General features: G+C 65.7%; 13 protein-coding genes. 9 read left to right on the top strand and 4 right to left on the bottom strand.

The window, feature by feature from the left end; all coding sequences use genetic code 11:
* Position 1: 1 nt before the first annotated feature.
* On the bottom strand, positions 2-715 hold the full coding sequence (locus AC25M7_RS06565) for a UTRA domain-containing protein (protein WP_069017451.1): 714 nt from the start codon (positions 713-715) through the stop codon (positions 2-4).
* 327 nt (positions 716-1,042) lie between these two features.
* On the opposite strand from AC25M7_RS06565, the gene AC25M7_RS06560 reads away from it, so the two are divergent.
* The 7 genes from AC25M7_RS06560 to sugE all read left to right on the top strand — a co-directional run bounded on the left by AC25M7_RS06560 (position 1,043) and on the right by sugE (position 6,839).
* On the top strand, positions 1,043-2,101 hold the full coding sequence (locus AC25M7_RS06560; protein ID WP_062361452.1) for an ABC transporter substrate-binding protein: 1,059 nt from the start codon (positions 1,043-1,045) through the stop codon (positions 2,099-2,101).
* A 154-nt stretch (positions 2,102-2,255) separates the two neighbouring features.
* Positions 2,256-3,062, top strand: a complete 807-nt coding sequence (locus tag AC25M7_RS06555) for an alkaline phosphatase family protein (RefSeq protein WP_028690873.1) — start codon at positions 2,256-2,258, stop codon at positions 3,060-3,062.
* On the top strand, positions 3,059-3,898 hold the full coding sequence (locus AC25M7_RS06550) for an ABC transporter permease (protein WP_062361450.1): 840 nt from the start codon (positions 3,059-3,061) through the stop codon (positions 3,896-3,898). The genes AC25M7_RS06555 and AC25M7_RS06550 overlap by 4 nt, the downstream gene beginning before the upstream one ends.
* The gene (locus tag AC25M7_RS06545; protein WP_062361447.1) at positions 3,888-4,682 is read left to right on the top strand and encodes an ABC transporter permease; all 795 of its coding nucleotides are present in this window, start codon (positions 3,888-3,890) and stop codon (positions 4,680-4,682) included. The genes AC25M7_RS06550 and AC25M7_RS06545 overlap by 11 nt, the downstream gene beginning before the upstream one ends.
* Position 4,683: 1 nt before the next feature.
* Positions 4,684-5,673 (top strand): ABC transporter ATP-binding protein, encoded by a 990-nt coding sequence (locus AC25M7_RS06540; RefSeq protein ID WP_069017450.1) that lies wholly within the window; start codon positions 4,684-4,686, stop codon positions 5,671-5,673.
* Positions 5,674-5,686: 13 nt separating this feature from the next.
* Positions 5,687-6,340 (top strand): HAD family hydrolase, encoded by a 654-nt coding sequence (locus AC25M7_RS06535; RefSeq protein ID WP_486970861.1) that lies wholly within the window; start codon positions 5,687-5,689, stop codon positions 6,338-6,340.
* Positions 6,341-6,521: 181 nt separating this feature from the next.
* Positions 6,522-6,839 carry a quaternary ammonium compound efflux SMR transporter SugE gene (gene sugE, locus AC25M7_RS06530; protein ID WP_028690878.1) on the top strand — a complete coding sequence of 106 codons (318 nt, stop codon included), beginning with the start codon at positions 6,522-6,524 and terminating at the stop codon, positions 6,837-6,839.
* A 16-nt stretch (positions 6,840-6,855) separates the two neighbouring features.
* Here the strand turns inward: sugE and AC25M7_RS06525 are convergent, their stop codons facing one another.
* Both AC25M7_RS06525 and AC25M7_RS06520 read right to left on the bottom strand, forming a co-directional pair.
* Positions 6,856-8,730, bottom strand: coding sequence for an MFS transporter (locus tag AC25M7_RS06525; RefSeq protein ID WP_088851802.1), 1,875 nt, complete (start codon positions 8,728-8,730; stop codon positions 6,856-6,858).
* A 129-nt stretch (positions 8,731-8,859) separates the two neighbouring features.
* On the bottom strand, positions 8,860-9,999 hold the full coding sequence (locus tag AC25M7_RS06520; RefSeq protein WP_213883225.1) for a TDT family transporter: 1,140 nt from the start codon (positions 9,997-9,999) through the stop codon (positions 8,860-8,862).
* Between the two features lie 159 nt (positions 10,000-10,158).
* On the opposite strand from AC25M7_RS06520, the gene AC25M7_RS06515 reads away from it, so the two are divergent.
* Together AC25M7_RS06515 and AC25M7_RS06510 are read left to right on the top strand one after the other, a co-directional pair.
* The gene (locus tag AC25M7_RS06515) at positions 10,159-11,349 is read left to right on the top strand and encodes an MFS transporter (protein WP_028690881.1); all 1,191 of its coding nucleotides are present in this window, start codon (positions 10,159-10,161) and stop codon (positions 11,347-11,349) included.
* 131 nt (positions 11,350-11,480) lie between these two features.
* A complete protein-coding gene (locus AC25M7_RS06510; protein ID WP_486970860.1) occupies positions 11,481-14,957 on the top strand; it encodes a hybrid sensor histidine kinase/response regulator in 3,477 nt (1,158 codons plus the stop codon).
* Here the strand turns inward: AC25M7_RS06510 and AC25M7_RS06505 are convergent.
* Positions 14,929-16,287: a DNA recombination protein RmuC gene (locus tag AC25M7_RS06505; RefSeq protein ID WP_175406197.1), complete on the bottom strand. Its 1,359-nt coding sequence runs from the start codon at positions 16,285-16,287 to the stop codon at positions 14,929-14,931. The two genes, AC25M7_RS06510 and AC25M7_RS06505, sit on opposite strands and share 29 nt — an antisense overlap.
* Between the last annotated feature and the right edge of the window lie 28 nt (positions 16,288-16,315).

The raw sequence follows: 16,315 nt of genomic DNA, 5'->3' as shown, positions 1-16,315 counted from the left end.
CCTAACCCGCCTCGGCGCGGATGCGGATCGCATCGTGCCGCCAGTATTCCAGGTCACAGTCGATCAGATGCCCATGCTGGTCGCTGTTGACCCGGGTGATGTGCAAGCCCGGGCTGCCCGTCGAGACCTTCAGCGCCCCTGCCGCCGCCACTGGCAACGCGGTCGGCAGGATCTCGAAGCACACCTGCCCATAGTGAATGGCGTACTCCCGCGCATAGATCTCGGTCAGCGACCGGGCCAGGTCCAGCTCGAGGATCCCCGGGAAGTAGCGCGGGTTGAGATAGTGCTCGGCGTACAGCACCGCCCGCCCATCGATGCGCCGCAAACGGCAGATCCGCACCACGCTGGACAACGCCGGCAGGCGCAGGCGCGCGCAGATCGCCGCCGAGGCCGGTTGCAGGCGTGCCGACAGCAACTCGGTGCTCGGCACCCGCCCCTGGTCGCGCACCATCGCATGGAAGTGGCTGCGCTCGATCAGGTCGTAGGTCAGACGCTCGGGCGCGACGAACCAGCCACGGCGCTCCTCGCGGTAGATCAGCCCTTGGGCCTCCAGCTGCACCAGTGCCTCGCGCAGGGTGATGCGCGTGGTGTCGAACACTTCGCTGAGCCGACGCTCGGCCGGCAGCTTGCCGCCGGGGGCCAGCAGGCCGTGTTCGATCTGCTCCTGCAGGGCATGGCAGATGGCTGTTACCGCGCGCGGTGGCGTCGCTTGCATCAAAGGTTACCTATCTGGACTAGTCCAGCCCCATAAAGGGGCATGTGGCGATGGCTACAAGCCTAGGCAAGGCTGATGAACATCCTGTGACAAAGTCTCGCCCAGGGACTTGCCAGATCCGGGCCAGGCCACGCGATTCAAGGCTTTCGATGTGGTCTACGCTGTATCCCGAGAGCCATCGGCCTGCCACCCACTCCTTCTTCTTACATCAAACTGTCACGCAACAGGCCTACCTTGGCTCAAGGTTTGCTGACCTAGACCAGGGGTTCGCAAGCACCGCTTCTGTTCATAACAACGAATGCAAGGCACCCACCAAAGGAGCTTCGGATGAAAAAGTTGTTCATGGCGTCACTGCTCGGTTCGGCCATCGCTTTTTGCACCTCGGCCATGGCCCAGGACCTCAAGGCCCTTGAAGACGCCGCCCGCAAGGAAGGCACCGTCAACAGCGTGGGCATGCCCGATGCCTGGGCCAACTGGAAAGGCACCTGGGACGACCTGGCGAAAAAATACGGCCTCAAGCACAGCGACACCGACATGAGCTCAGCCCAGGAGATCGCCAAGTTCGACGCCGAGAAGGACAACGCCAGCGCCGACATCGGCGACGTCGGCGCCGCCTTCGGTCCGATCGCGGTCGCCAAGGGCGTCACCCAGCCCTACAAGCCGAGCACCTGGGACCAGGTGCCGGCGTGGGCCAAGGATCAGGACGGCCACTGGGCGCTGGCCTACACCGGCACCATCGCCTTCATCATCAACAAGGACCTGGTCAAGGAAGGCGAACGCCCGACCACCTGGCACGACCTGGAAAAGGGCAAGTACAAGGTCGCCATCGGTGACGTCGGCACCGCCGCCCAGGCCGCCAACGGCGTGCTCGCCGCCGCCATCGCCTACAAGGGCGACGAGAGCAACATCGAGCCGGGCCTGCAGCTGTTCACCAAGCTGGCCCAGCAGAAGCGCCTGTCGCTGGCCAACCCGACCATCCAGACCCTCGAGAAGGGCGAGGTGGAAGTCGGCGTGGTATGGGACTTCAACGGCCTGAGCTACCGCGACCAGATCGACCCGAAACGCTTCGAGGTGCTGATCCCATCGGACGGCTCGATCACCTCCGGCTACACCACCATCATCAACAAATACGCCAAGCACCCGAACGCGGCCAAGCTTGCCCGTGAGTACATCTTCAGCGATGCCGGGCAGACCAACCTGGCCATCGGTCACGCCCGGCCAATCCGCGCCGAGCACCTGAAGCTGCCAGCGGACGTGCAGGCCAAGCTGCTGCCCAACGAGCAGTACAAGGCCGCCCAGCCGATCAAGAACGCCGAAGCCTGGGAAGCGACCTCCAAGGCCCTGCCGCAGAAGTGGCAGGAGCAGGTGATCATCGAGATGGAGTAAGGCTGGGCCAACCCGGGGCAGCTGCGCAGCCCATCGCGACGCAAGGCCGCTCCCACAGGGCCCACGTCGCCCCAGAGGTTTGCACTACCTCTGTGGGAGCGGCCTTGCGTCGCGAAAGGAGGGCAAAGCCCTCCCCGCTTTTTCGGAGTCATAAATGAACCACAACGTCATCCTGGTCCTGCTCGACGGCCTCAACCACCAGGTCGCGCACCATGCCATGGGCCACCTGCACGCCTACGTCGAGGCCGACCGCGCCGCGCTGTACCGGGTGGAGTGCGAGCTGCCGTCACTGTCGCGACCGCTGTACGAATGCATCCTCACCGGCGTGCCGCCGATCGACAGCGGCATCGTCCATAACAACGTCAACCGCCTGTCCAACCAGCGCAGCGTGTTCCACTACGCCCGCGAGGCCGGCCTGGGCACTGCCGCCGCGGCCTATCACTGGATGAGCGAGCTGTACAACCGCTCACCCTTCGACCCCCTGCGCGACCGCCATACCCACGCGCCGAAGCTGCCGATCCAGCACGGCCTGTTCTACTACGCAGACCACTACCCCGACTCGCACCTGCTGGCCGACGCCGAATACCTGCGCCGCCGCCATGCGCCGAACTTCCTGCTGGTGCACCCGATGAACATCGACGACGCCGGCCACCGCCACGGCCTGGACAGCAGCCAGTACCGCAACGCCGCCCGCAGCGCCGACATCCTGCTGGCCGACTACCTGCCGCGCTGGCTCGAAGAGGGCTACCAGGTGCTGGTCACCGCCGACCACGGCATGAACAACGACCGCTCGCACAACGGCCTGCTGGCCGAGGAACGCGAAGTGCCGCTGTTCGTGTTCGGCGAGGCGTTCAGCCTCGATCCCGCGGCCAAGCCGTTGCAGACCGAGCTGTGCGGCACGATCTGCGAGCTGCTCGGCGCCGCCCACGACAAACCGGTCTGCCGGGAGCTGCTCAAGTGAATGCAAGCCATCGCGGCCGCTACCTGGCCCTGCTCTGCCTGCTGCCGTTCGCCGTGTTCTTCATCATCTTCCAGGTCGCGCCGCTGGCCTGGGTCGCCCTCAACAGCCTGCAGGGCGAAAGCGGCTGGGGCCTGGCCAACTTCAGCAAGATCTTCGCCTCGAAGTTCTACCTGCAGGCGTTGCAACGCAGCCTGGAGATCAGCTTCTGGTCGAGCCTGTTCGGCATCGTCATCGCCACCCTGGGCGCCTATTCACTGCGCCAGGTCGACTCGAAACTGCGCGACTTCGTCAGCGCCTTCGCCAACATGACCAGCAATTTCGCCGGCGTGCCCCTGGCGTTCGCCTTCATCATCCTGCTCGGTTTCAATGGCGCACTGACGCTGCTGCTCAAGCAGATGGGCCTGCTCGGCGACTTCAGCATCTACTCCAAGACCGGCCTGATCCTGGTGTACACCTACTTCCAGATCCCCCTGGGCGTGCTGCTGCTCTACCCGGCCTTCGACGCCCTGCGCGAGGACTGGCGCGAGTCCGCCGCACTGCTCGGCGCCAGCCACTGGCAGTTCTGGCGGCATATCGGCCTGCCGGTGCTGACCCCGGCGCTGCTCGGCACCTTCGTCATCCTGCTGGCCAACGCCCTCGGCGCCTACGCCACTGTCTACGCCCTGACCACCGGCAACTTCAACGTGCTGCCGATCCGCATCGCGGGCCTGGTGGCCGGCGACATCAGCCTCGACCCGAACCTGGCCAGCGCCCTGGCGATGGTGCTGGTGGGCCTGATGACCGTGGTCACGGTGGTCCATCAATGGCTGCTCAAGAGGAGCTACCATGCGCGCTGAAAACAACGCTGGCGGGCTCTACCACCGCGTGGTGGTGTACCTGCTGTTCCTGATCCTGCTGCTGCCGCTGGCCGGCACCCTGCTCTACTCGTTGGCCACCAGTTGGTCGGCGACCCTGCTGCCCAGCGGGCTGACCTTCAAGTGGTACGTCGCACTGTGGAGCGAGCCGCGCTTTCTCGCCGCCTTCGGCCAGTCGCTGCTGGTATGCGTCGGCGCGCTGCTGCTCTCGGTGCTGCTGATCCTGCCGTTGCTGTTCGTGGTGCACTACCACTTCCCCAAGCTCGACGCGCTGATGAACGTCCTCATCCTGCTGCCGTTCGCCGTGCCGCCGGTGGTGTCGTCGGTGGGTCTGCTGCAGTTGTACGGCAGCGGGCCGATGGCCATGGTCGGCACGCCGTGGATCCTGATCGGCTGCTACTTCACCATCGCCCTGCCGTTCATGTATCGAGCCATCACCAACAACCTGCAGGCCATCAACCTGCGCGACCTGATGGACGCCGCCCAGCTGCTCGGCGCCAGCACCTGGCAGGCGGCGTTCCTGGTGGTGCTGCCCAACCTGCGCAAGGGCCTGATGGTGGCGCTGCTGCTGTCGTTCTCGTTCCTGTTCGGCGAGTTCGTGTTCGCCAACCTGCTGGTGGGCACCCGCTACGAGACCCTGCAGGTGTACCTGAACAACATGCGCAACAGCAGCGGCCACTTCAACAGCGCGCTGGTCATCTCCTACTTCGCCTTCGTGCTGGTGCTGACCTGGGTCGCCAACCGCCTGAACAAGGACAAGACCTGACATGAGCTTCGTCAGCGTACAGAAACTGCAAAAGAGCTACGCCGGCAGCCCGGTGTTCGAGAACATCGACTGCCAGATCGAGCGCGGCGAGTTCGTCACCCTGCTCGGCCCCTCCGGCTGCGGCAAGTCCACCCTGCTGCGCTGCATCGCCGGGCTGACCCCGGTGGACAGCGGGCGGATCCTGCTCGACGGCCAGGACATCGTGCCGTTGAGCCCGCAGAAGCGTGGCATCGGCATGGTGTTCCAGAGCTACGCGCTGTTCCCCAACATGACCGTGGAACAGAACGTCGCCTTCGGCCTGCGCATGCAGAAGGTCAAGGCCGACGAGAGCCAGGCGCGGGTGCGCGAAGTACTCGACCTGGTGGAGCTGGGCAGCTTCGCCGGGCGCTACCCGCACCAGCTGTCCGGCGGCCAGTGCCAACGCGTGGCCCTGGCCCGCTCGCTGGTCACCCGCCCGCGCCTGCTGCTGCTCGACGAGCCGCTGTCGGCACTGGATGCGCGCATCCGCAAGCACCTGCGCGAGCAGATCCGCGCCATCCAGCGCGAGCTGGGGCTGACCACCATCTTCGTCACCCACGACCAGGAAGAGGCGCTGACCATGTCGGACCGCATCGTCCTGATGAACCAGGGCCGCATCGTCCAGAGCGGCGATGCCGAGACCCTCTACACCGCGCCCGTGGACCTGTTCGCCGCGGGCTTCATCGGCAACTACAACCTGCTCGACGCCGACAGCGCCAGCCGCCTGCTGCGACGCCCGGTCAACGGTCGCCTGGCGATCCGCCCGGAATCCATCACCCTGGGCCTGAACGGCGAACTGGACGGCGAGATCCTCAGCCACAGCCTGCTGGGCAACGTCATCCGTTATCGGGTGCGGGTGCGCGACGTCGAGCTGGTGGTCGACGTGCTCAACCGCTGCGCGGCCGACCTGCACGCGGACGGGCAGCGGGTATCCTTGTCGATCGACCCCACGGCGCTACGGGAAGTGGCCTAAGGAGCATCAACGCATGGCACTGGCAATCTTCGATCTGGACGAAACCCTGATCCACGGCGACTGCGCGTCGCTTTGGAGCGAGCAGATGGCCCGGCTGGGCTGGGTGGACGGCAAGGCTTTCCTCAAGCGCGACCACGAGCTGATGGAAGCCTACGGCAAGGGCCACCTGGCGATGGAGGACTACATGGCCTTCAGCCTGGAGCCCATCGCCGGGCGTACCCTGGAAGAGGTCGAGCACCTGGTCGAGCCCTGGGTGGAAGATGTGATCGAGCCGATCATCTACGGCGACGCCTGCCGTTGCATCGCCGAACACCGCAAGCGCGGCGACCGGATCCTGATCATTTCGGCCAGCGGCACCCACCTGGTCGGACCGATCGCGGCGCGCCTGGGCGTCGACGAGTACCTGGCCATCGAGCTGGAGGCGGTCAACGGCGTGTTCACCGGCAAGACCCACGGCGTGCTCACCTACCGCGAAGGCAAGATCACCCGCCTGCTGGAGTGGCTGGACCAGGAACAGGAAAACCTGGAGGGCGCGAGTTTCTACTCGGATTCACGCAACGACCTGCCGCTGCTGCTGAAGGTCGATCACCCGCACGTGGTGAACCCGGACCAGGTGCTGCGCGAGCATGCGCAGACCAATGGCTGGCCCATCCTGAGCTGGTCTTGACGTAGGTGTACATGCGTACCGGCCAGCCAGTGACGATGGCCGGTACAAGCACCATTGATCCGTCACGCTTGCCTCGCCCGCGGCAAATGTGCAGTATAGTGCGCACTGTGAGGACGGCCTCACGACGCTGTGCGTGAACATACCGGGGACGGCCCCATCATTGAATCGATGGAGACTTACCATGTCCTGGATCATCCTGTTCTTCGCCGGCCTGTTCGAAGTCGGCTGGGCTGTCGGCCTCAAGTACACCGACGGCTTCACCCGCCCCCTGCCGACCATTCTCACCGTCGGCGCCATGGTCATCAGCCTCGGCCTGCTGGGCCTGGCCATGAAGGAACTGCCGCTGGGCACCGCCTATGCCATCTGGACCGGTGTCGGCGCGGTCGGCACGGTGATCGCCGGGATCATCCTGTTCGGCGAATCCATGGCGCTCATCCGCCTGGCCAGTGTCGCCCTGATCATCACCGGCCTGGTCGGCCTGAAGGTCAGCGCCAGCTGACCTCCCTCCGTTTCCCTTAGCGAACGTCGCCGCGCAGCAGGCTCACCTGCTCGCGCAGCGCCTCGGGCTGCGCCGCCTCCACCGGGATAGCGGCGCCGGCCACCAGGGTCACCCGCGACCACAGGCGCTTGAAGAAACCCTTGTTCGGGTCGCGACTGAAGAAACTGCCCCACAGCCCCTGCAACGCCAGCGGAATCACCGGCACCGGCGTCTCCTGCAGGATGCGGTTCACCCCGCCCTTGAACACATCGATCTCACCGTCCGAACTCAGCTTGCCTTCGGGGAAGATACACACCAGCTCGCCGTCGGCCAGGTACTGGGCGATACGGGCGAAGGCGCGCTCGTAGGTGGCCTCGTCCTCGCCACGCCCGGCGATGGGGATGGCGCCGGCGGTGCGGAACACGAAATTGAGCACCGGCAAATTGTAGATCTTGTAGTACATGACGAAACGGATCGGCCGGCGGATCGCCCCACCGATCAACAGCGCATCGACGAACGACACATGGTTGCACACCAGCAGCGCCGCGCCCTCATCGGGAATGCGCTGCAGCTCGCGGTGCTCGACCCGGTACATCGAGTGGCTGAGCAGCCAGATCAGGAAGCGCATGGTGAATTCCGGCACGATGCGGAAGATGTAGGCGTTGACCGCGATATTGAGCAAAGACACCACCAGGAACAGCTGCGGGATGCTCAGCTTGGCCAGGCTCAGCAGGACGATGGTGATGATCGCCGACACCACCATGAACAGCGCGTTGAGGATGTTGTTGGCGGCAATCACCCGGGCCCGCTGGTCTTCCGGCGTGCGTGCCTGGATCAGCGCGTACAGTGGCACGATGTAGAAGCCGCCGAAGATGCCCAGGCCAACGATCGACAGCATGATCCACCAGGCTTGGCTAATGCCCAGCAACGCCAGCCAGTCATGGGGCACGACGCCGACCGGCACATCCCCCGAATGCCACCACCAGAGCAGGCCGAACAGGGTCAGGCCGAACGAGCCGAACGGCACCAGGCCGATCTCCACCTTGCGTCCGCTCAGGCGCTCGCACAGCAGCGAACCGACGGCGATGCCCACCGAGAACAGGGTTAGCACCAGAGTCACCACGGTCTCGTCGCCGTGCAGCCAGTCCTTGGCGTAGGCCGGGATCTGCGTGAGGTAGATGGCACCGACGAACCAGAACCACGAGTTGCCGACAATCGAGCGCGACACCGCCGGGGTCTGGCCAAGGCCCAGGCGCAGGGTCAGCCAGGACTGCTTGAAGATGTTCCAGTCCAGCTTCATCTGCGGCGCGGCGGCGGCGGCGCGGGGGATCCAGCGACTGGCCAGGTAGCCCAGCACCGCAGTGCCCACCACCCCGGCGGCGGCCAGCACCGCGTACTGGCTGGAGGACATCAGCATCCCGGCGCCGATGGTCCCGGCCAGGATCGCCAGGAAAGTGCCCATCTCCACCAGGCCGTTGCCGCCCACCAGTTCCTCCTCGCGCAGGGCCTGGGGCAGGATCGAGTACTTCACCGGGCCGAACAGCGCCGAGTGGGTGCCCATGGCGAACAGCGCCACCAGCATCAACTCCAGATGATGGGTGACGAAACCGGTCGCGCCGATGGCCATGATGACGATCTCGGCCAGCTTGATCACGCGGATCAACCGGTCCTTGGCGAACTTCTCGCCGAACTGCCCGGCCAGCGCCGAGAACAGGAAGAACGGCAGGATGAACAGCAAGGCGCAGAGGTTGACCCAGATCGAGCGGTCGCCTTCCAGGCTCAGCTTGTAGAGGATCGCCAGGATCAGCGACTGCTTGAACAGGTTGTCGTTGAAGGCGCCCAGCGACTGGGTGATGAAGAACGGCAGGAAGCGCCGTTTGCCGAGCAGGGTGAATTGCGAGGGGTGACTCATCGTCCTTGTACCTGGTTGGGCTTTGTCATTGGAGGCACGTACAGCGTGATAAGCCACAAATCTGCACGGGAATGTCCATAGGCACAAGGAACTTGTAGGAGCGGGCAAGCCGCCCCTACTGGATCACCCTCAAGACTGCGCGATGCATGGCGACACAAACAGCTCGCCGCGCCAGGCCCCGCGCAGGGTCCGGCTGGCCACCAGCAGCCAGAGCAGCGCCAGCGCCACCACCAGCACCTGGCCGAACACAGTGAAGAAGCCCAACTCCAGCCAGGCAGCCAGTTTCAACGTGGCCAGGCAGTACACCCCCAGCGGGAAGGTGAACCCCCACCAGCCCAGGTTGAACGGCATGCCCTGGCGCATGTAGCGCAAGGTGATCAGCACCGCTGTCAGCAACCACCACAACCCCGCGCCCCACAGCACGATGCCGGCCACCAGGCCCAACCCGTGTGCCACCTCGCCGAGGCCGCCGAGGCCATTGGCGGCGAACACTGCAGGGGCATCGCCGCCGAGCACCAGCATGCCCAAAGCACCGGTACCGATCGGGCCTAGCGCCAGCCAACTGGAAGCGGCCATGTTCGCCGGCGGCAGTTTATGCAGGGCCATGCGCAGCATCAGGATGGTGAGGATGCTGAACGCTACCGGCAACGACACCGCCCACATCACATAGCTGGTGATTACCACCAGGAATTGCCGGTGCATATCCACCAGGTGCGGCGCCAGCAGCCCGCCGCTGGCGGCGGCGACTTCAGCAGCCACCACCGGCAGCAACCACACCGCGGTCATCTGGTCGATGCTGTGCTCCTGGCGGGTGAACATCAGGTAGGGAATGGCCACGCCGCACAGCAGCGCCAGGCCCACGTCCAGCCACCAAAGCATTTCAACCCACGGCACCACGGCCTCACCCCAGCGCGCCATGCCGAACACCAGGGCGCCGTTGAGGATGGTGGCCAGCCCCATGGGGATGGTGCCGAAGAACATCGACACGGTGGAGTGCGCGAAAATCCGCCGCGCCTCATCGAAGAACATTACCCAACGGGCGCCGTACAGGACGCAGAACAGGGTAAACAGGCCGATGGTCAGCCACCAAAGGCCCTCGGCCACGCTGTCCAACCCCGGCACCTGGACTTGATGAAAGGCCAGGGCCAGCACGCCGGTACCCATGGTCGCGGCGAACCAGTTGGGGGTGAACTGGCGGATCACTTCGCGGGGGTGGGCCAATTGGCTGAACGGGCGCCAGGAAGGCGCGCGGGTCTGGATGCATGGCATAAGGTGTCTCCTGGCCTTGTGTAAGGTAGAGATATCTTATGCCTGCAAAGAATATCTATATAACGGGTAATTTCTCTATCTGTTATCGATTTTAAAGATATAGCAGCCAGGCCGGCACCTGGCATATGCTTGACCGCTGACAATGACAAGGATCGGTCGATGCTCCGCGCCCTTAAAGGCTACCCCGCTGCGGTTCGCCTGCTGTTGTTCACCACCTTCACCTTGACCATGGCCCGGGCGATCACCCTGCCCTATCTGGTGGTGTACCTGTCAACGCACCTGGGCCTGTCGGTCGGCCAGACCGGCCTGCTGGTCGGCGGCGCGATGCTCCTGGCATCAATGCTCAGCCTCTATGGCGGACACCTGGTCGACACCCTGCGCAGTCATACGCTGATCGTCGCCTGCACCTCGGTGTTCGCCCTGGCCTTCGTCGGCATCGTGGCCAGCACTTCGGCTGCGCTGTTCTTCTGCTTCCTGGTGGTGGCCTACCTGGCCCAGACCGTGGTCGACATTGCCGCCAAGGCCGGGTTCTGCGCCTTGCTGGCAGAGAACCGACGCGGCGAAGTATTCGCCATCAAGTACACCTTCAACAACATCGCCTGGGCCGCGGGGCCGATGCTTGGGGTGCTGCTGATCGAGGCGGACGACCACCTGCCGTTCGTGGTTTCGGCCCTGATCGGCCTCGGCCTGAGCCTGGTCTATTACCGCCTTGGCGAACGCAGCTTGCTGAGCCTGCGCGATGACCGGCCGGCAGCGGGCTTCGCCCAGGTCGCCCTGGGCATGCTGCGCGACCGGCGCCTGGTGTGCTTCACCCTGGGCGGCGTGCTCAGTGCCGTGGTGTTCGGCCAGTTCACCGCCTACCTTTCGCAGTACCTGGTGGTGACCCTGAACGATCCCGCCGAGGTGGCGCGCCTGGCCGGCTACCTGGTAACCACCAATGCCCTGGGAGTGATCGGCCTGCAATACCTGATCGGCCGACGCATCACCCGTCAGCACCTGATGCCCTGGCTGATGGCTGGCATGGCCATGTTCGCTGCCGGGTTGCTGGGGTTCTCCGTGGCTGCTTCGGCGCCGGCGTGGTGCCTGGCCATGCTGGTGTTCACCCTGGGCGAGATCATCGTGATTCCGGCCGAGTTCATGTTCATCGACCTGATTGCGCCGGAGCATCTGCGCGGGGTTTATTATGGCGCGCAGAACCTCTCCAACCTGGGCGCTGGGCTCGGGCCGATCCTGGTAGGCCTGGCACTGGGGCATGTGGTGCCGGTGACGGTGTTCTATCTGTTGATCGGGTCGGTGATGCTGGCGGCGGTGTTCTACTGGCTGGGAACACGCACCGCCCGCCGGCCTTAGTTGGCAATACCGGCCGATCGCGGGCCCTGCGACGTCCTGCCACTGCGACCATCGTCGGCGCTGACGAACCGCGCCCTGCGTGCCAGACTGATTGATCGGGACCGCGTTTTCTTTTTTGCTCCGGAGTTTGCATGTCGTTGTCCAGCGGGCTGATCGCCGTGGTCGCCCTGGCCTACATGGCCATCATGTTCGCCATCGCCTTCTATGGCGACCGCCGCAGCACGCCGTTGCCGCCGCGCCTGCGCGCCTGGGTGTACAGCCTGTCGCTGGCGGTGTACTGCACCAGTTGGACCTTCTTCGGCGCGGTCGGCCAGGCCGCCGAGCAGCTCTGGGCGTTCCTGCCCATCTACCTGGGGCCGGTGCTGTTGCTGATCTTCGCCCCCTGGGTACTGCAGAAGATGGTGCTGATCAGCAAGCAGCAGAACATCACCTCGATCGCCGACTTCATCGCCGCCCGCTATGGCAAGTCGCAGACCCTGGCGGTGGTGGTGGCACTGATCTGCCTGGTCGGGGTGCTGCCGTACATCGCCCTGCAGCTCAAGGGCATCGTGCTGGGGGTGAACCTGTTGATCGGCGCCAACGCCGATGCCACCGGCAGCCGGGTGCAGGACACCGCGCTGGTGGTATCGCTGGTGCTGGCGCTGTTCGCCATTGTCTTCGGCACCCGTAGCCTGGACGTCACCGAACACCACCGCGGCATGGTCCTGGCGATTGCCTTCGAATCGCTCGTCAAGCTGCTGGCCTTCCTTGCCGTGGGCGTCTTCGTGGTGTTCAACCTGTATGACGGCTTCGACGACCTGTTCACCCAGGCGCGGCAGTCGGTGCACCTGAGCGACTACTGGGAAGAGACCATCAACTGGCCGTCGATGGTGGTGCAGACCGCCGTGGCGATGATGGCGATCATCTGCCTGCCCCGGCAGTTCCACGTCACCGTGGTGGAAAACATCGAGCCCCAGGACATGCGCCTGGCCCGCTGGGTGTTCCCGCTGTACCTGGCCCTGGCCGCGCTGTTCGTGGTGCCCATCGCCCTGGCCGGGCAGATGCTGCTGCCGGGCACGGTGATTTCCGATTCGTTCGTGATCAGCCTGCCGCTGGCCGAGGCCCACCCGAGCCTGGCTCTGCTGGCGTTCATCGGCGGCGCCTCGGCGGCCACCGGCATGGTCATCGTCGAGGCCGTGGCGCTGTCGACCATGGTCTCCAACGACATGCTGCTGCCCTGGCTGCTGCGGCGCAACAACGCCGAGCGGCCGTTCGAGGTGTTCCGCCACTGGATGCTCTCGGTGCGCCGGGTGACCATCGTCGTCATCCTGCTGCTGGCCTACGTCAGCTACCGGCTGCTTGGCTCCACCGCGAGCCTGGCGACCATCGGCCAGATCGCCTTCGCCGCGGTGACCCAGCTGACCCCGGCGATGCTCGGCGCGCTGTACTGGAAGCAGGCCAACCGCCGCGGCGTGTTCGCGGGCCTGGCCGCCGGCATCTTCCTGTGGTTCTACACCCTGGTGCTGCCGATCGCCGCCCACAGCCTGGGCTGGTCGCTGCAGCTGTTCCCGGGGCTGGCCTGGCTGCACGGCAACCCGCTCAACCTGCCGATCACCCCGCTCACCCAGGGCGTGGTGCTGTCGCTGGCGGGCAACTTCACCCTGTTCGCCTGGGTTTCGATCCTGTCCCGCACACGGGTTTCCGAGCACTGGCAGGCTGGGCGCTTCATCGGCCAGCAGACCAGCGCCCGCCCCTCCAGCAAACCCCTGCTGGCGGTGCAGATCGACGACCTGCTCAAGCTCGCCGCGCGCTTCGTCGGCGAGGAGCGCGCCCGGCAAAGCTTCATCCGCTTCGCCTACCGCCAGGGCAAGGGCTTCAACCCCAATCAGAACGCCGATGGTGACTGGATCGAGCACACCGAACGGCTGCTGGCCGGCGTGCTCGGCACCTCCTCGACCCGCGCCGTGGTCAAGGCCGCCATCGAAGGCCGCGACATGCAGCTTGAGGATGTGGTGCGCATCGCCGACGAAGCCAGCGAGGTGCTGCAGTTCAACCGCGCGCTGCTGCAGGGCGCCATCGAGAACATCAATCAGGGTATCAGCGTGGTCGACCAGAACCTGCGCCTGGTGGCCTGGAACCGCCGCTACCTGGAGCTGTTCAACTACCCCGACGGGTTGATCAGCGTCGGCCGGCCGATCGCCGACATCATCCGCTACAACGCCGAGCGCGGTCTGTGCGGGCCGGGCGAGGCCCAGGTGCATGTGGCGCGGCGCCTGCACTGGATGCGCCAGGGCCGGGCCCACTCCTCCGAGCGGCTGTTCCCCAATGGCCGGGTGATCGAGCTGATCGGCAACCCGATGCCTGGCGGCGGCTTCGTCATGAGCTTTACCGACATCACCCCGTTCCGCGAGGCCGAACAGGCCCTGCGCGACTCCAACGAGGGCCTGGAGCAACGCGTCGCCGAGCGCACCCACGAGCTGTCGCAGCTCAACCAGGCGTTGACCGAGGCCAAGAGCCGCGCCGAGGCGGTCAGCCAGTCCAAGACCCGCTTCCTCGCCGCCGTCAGCCACGACCTGATGCAGCCGCTCAACGCTGCCCGGCTGTTCTCCGCCGCTCTGTCGCAGCAAGCCGAGGCCATGAACGACGAGGCCCGGCAACTGGTGCAGCACATGGACAGCTCGCTGCGCTCGGCCGAGGAGCTGATCAGCGACCTGCTCGATATCTCGCGACTGGAGAACGGCAAGGTCACCCCCGACATCAAGCCCTTCGCCCTCAACGAGCTGTTTGACACCCTCGGCGCCGAGTTCAAGGTGCTGGCCGCCGAGAAGGGCCTGGAGTTCCGCCTGCGCGGCAGCCGCCTGCGGGTGGACAGCGACATGAAACTGCTGCGCCGGGTGCTGCAGAACTTCCTCACCAACGCCCTGCGCTACGGCAAGAGCCCGCTGCTGCTGGGTGCGCGGCGACAAAGTGGACGCCTGTGGCTGGAGGTGTGGGACCGTGGCCCGGGCATCGCCGACGACAAGCTGCAGGTGATCTTCCAGGAGTTCAAGCGCCTGGACAGCCACCAGACCCGCGCCGAGAAAGGCCTGGGCCTGGGCCTGGCGATCGCCGACGGCGTGTGCCGGGTGCTCGGGCATCCGCTGGAGGTACGCTCCTGGCCGGGCAAGGGCAGCGTGTTCCGCGTCAGCGTGCCCATCGCCCACAGCCCAGCGCCCGCGACGCCCGCCCCCGTGGAGCAGGCCGGGCAGCCGCTGGCCGGGCTGCAGGTATTGTGCGTGGACAACGAGGACAGCATCCTGATCGGCATGAACAGCCTGCTCAGCCGTTGGGGTTGTCAGGTGTGGACCGCGCGCAACCAGGCCGAATGCGAGGCCCTGCTCGGCAAGGGCCTGCGCCCGCACCTGGCGCTGGTGGACTACCACCTGGATGACGGCGAGACCGGTACCGGGCTGATGGGCTGGCTACGAACACGCCTGGGCGAGCCGGTGCCCGGGGTGGTGATCAGCGCCGACGGGCGCAACGAGACCATCGCCCTGGTGCATGCCGCAGGCCTCGACTACCTGGCCAAGCCGGTCAAGCCGGCAGCCCTGCGCGCCCTGCTCAATCGGCATCTGAGCCTGGTTCAGTAAGCGCCTCATCGTTTAGGGCGCGCTCAATCAACTCAGCCGGCAGGCTCTTGCTGGCCCGGGCGCCGAGCAGCTTGAGCTGCTCGCTGCGGCTGACCAGGTTGCCGCGCCCCTCGCACAGCTTGTTGCGTGCCGCGGCGTAGGCCTTGTCCACCTGGGCAAGGCGTGCGCCGAGCTCGTCCAGGTCCTGAATGAAGAGCACAAACTTGTCGTACAGCCAGCCGGCGCGCTCGGCGATCTCGCGGGCGTTCTGCCCCTGGCGTTCCTGCTTCCACAGGCTGTCGATCACCCGCAGGGTGGCGAGCAAGGTGGTCGGGCTGACGATCACGATCTGTCGGTCAAAGGCCTCCTGGAACAGGTTGGGCTCGGCCTGCAGTGCCGCCGAGAAAGCCGCCTCGATGGGCACGAACAGCAGCACGAAGTCGAGGCTGTGCAAGCCCTCAAGGCGGCTGTAATCCTTGCTGGACAAGCCCTTGACGTGATTGCGCAGCGACTGTACGTGCTGTTTGAGCGCGGCTTCGTCGTTGTTGCCGACGAACTGCTGGTAGGCCGTCAGGCTGACCTTGGCATCCACCACCACCTGCTTGTCGCCCGGCAGCATGATCAGCACATCGGGCTGGAAGCGCTCGCCATCGGCGCTGCGCAGGCTGACCTGGGTCTGGTATTCGCGGCCCTTTTCGAGGCCCGCGTGCTCCAGCACCCGCTCCAGGATCAGTTCGCCCCAGTTGCCCTGGGTCTTCTGGCCCTTGAGCGCCTGGGTAAGGTTGGTGGCCTCGTCGGACAGGCGCAGGTTGAGCTGCTGCAGGCGCTCGAGTTCCTTGCCCAGGGAGAAACGCTCGCGGGCCTCCTGCTGGTAGCTTTCCTCGACGCGCTTCTCGAACGCCTGGATACGCTCCTTGAGCGGGTCGAGCAACTGGCCCAGGTGCTGCTGGCTGGTCTGGGCGAAGCGTTGCTCGCGCTCGTCGAAGATCTTGGTGGCAAGGTCGGCGAACTGCGCGCGCAGGGTGTCGCGGGCTTCCTGCAGGTCTTCGAGGCGTTGCTGATGGCTCTCCTGCTGTTCACGCAGCTCGGCTTCCAGGCGTGCAGCCTGGGCCTCGAGACGGCGCAGCTCGGCCTCGCGGTTGGCGCGCTCCAGGTGCCAGGCATGGGCGGCATCACGGGCGTTGTCGCGGTCGATCTGCAGCAGCTCCAGTTCCCTGCCCTGGGCGGCCAGCTGGGTCTGCTTGATGGTGTTGGCCTCGCTGAGGTCGCTGATCTCGTCGCGACTGGCCTCCAGCTGGGCCAGCAGGCCGGCCTGGGTCAACTGGGCGGCATTCAGGCGCTCTTCGAGCAAGGCCTGCTCGGCCTTGCGCGCCCCCTGT

Source organism: Pseudomonas sp. P106(2024) (genome assembly GCF_057480815.1).
The sequence above is the reverse complement of the archived record's forward strand: the minus strand, read 5'-3'. Positions and strand labels throughout refer to the sequence as shown.

Coding starts and splice junctions, on each gene's coding strand:
- AC25M7_RS06520 (WP_213883225.1), bottom strand. CDS start 9,999: ATGCCATGCATCCAGACCCGCGCGCCTTCCTGGCGCCCGTTCAGCCAA.
- AC25M7_RS06540 (WP_069017450.1), top strand. CDS start 4,684: ATGAGCTTCGTCAGCGTACAGAAACTGCAAAAGAGCTACGCCGGCAGC.
- AC25M7_RS06560 (WP_062361452.1), top strand. CDS start 1,043: ATGAAAAAGTTGTTCATGGCGTCACTGCTCGGTTCGGCCATCGCTTTT.
- AC25M7_RS06555 (WP_028690873.1), top strand. CDS start 2,256: ATGAACCACAACGTCATCCTGGTCCTGCTCGACGGCCTCAACCACCAG.
- AC25M7_RS06515 (WP_028690881.1), top strand. CDS start 10,159: ATGCTCCGCGCCCTTAAAGGCTACCCCGCTGCGGTTCGCCTGCTGTTG.
- sugE (WP_028690878.1), top strand. CDS start 6,522: ATGTCCTGGATCATCCTGTTCTTCGCCGGCCTGTTCGAAGTCGGCTGG.
- AC25M7_RS06565 (WP_069017451.1), bottom strand. CDS start 715: ATGCAAGCGACGCCACCGCGCGCGGTAACAGCCATCTGCCATGCCCTG.
- AC25M7_RS06510 (WP_486970860.1), top strand. CDS start 11,481: ATGTCGTTGTCCAGCGGGCTGATCGCCGTGGTCGCCCTGGCCTACATG.
- AC25M7_RS06545 (WP_062361447.1), top strand. CDS start 3,888: ATGCGCGCTGAAAACAACGCTGGCGGGCTCTACCACCGCGTGGTGGTG.
- AC25M7_RS06525 (WP_088851802.1), bottom strand. CDS start 8,730: ATGAGTCACCCCTCGCAATTCACCCTGCTCGGCAAACGGCGCTTCCTG.
- AC25M7_RS06535 (WP_486970861.1), top strand. CDS start 5,687: ATGGCACTGGCAATCTTCGATCTGGACGAAACCCTGATCCACGGCGAC.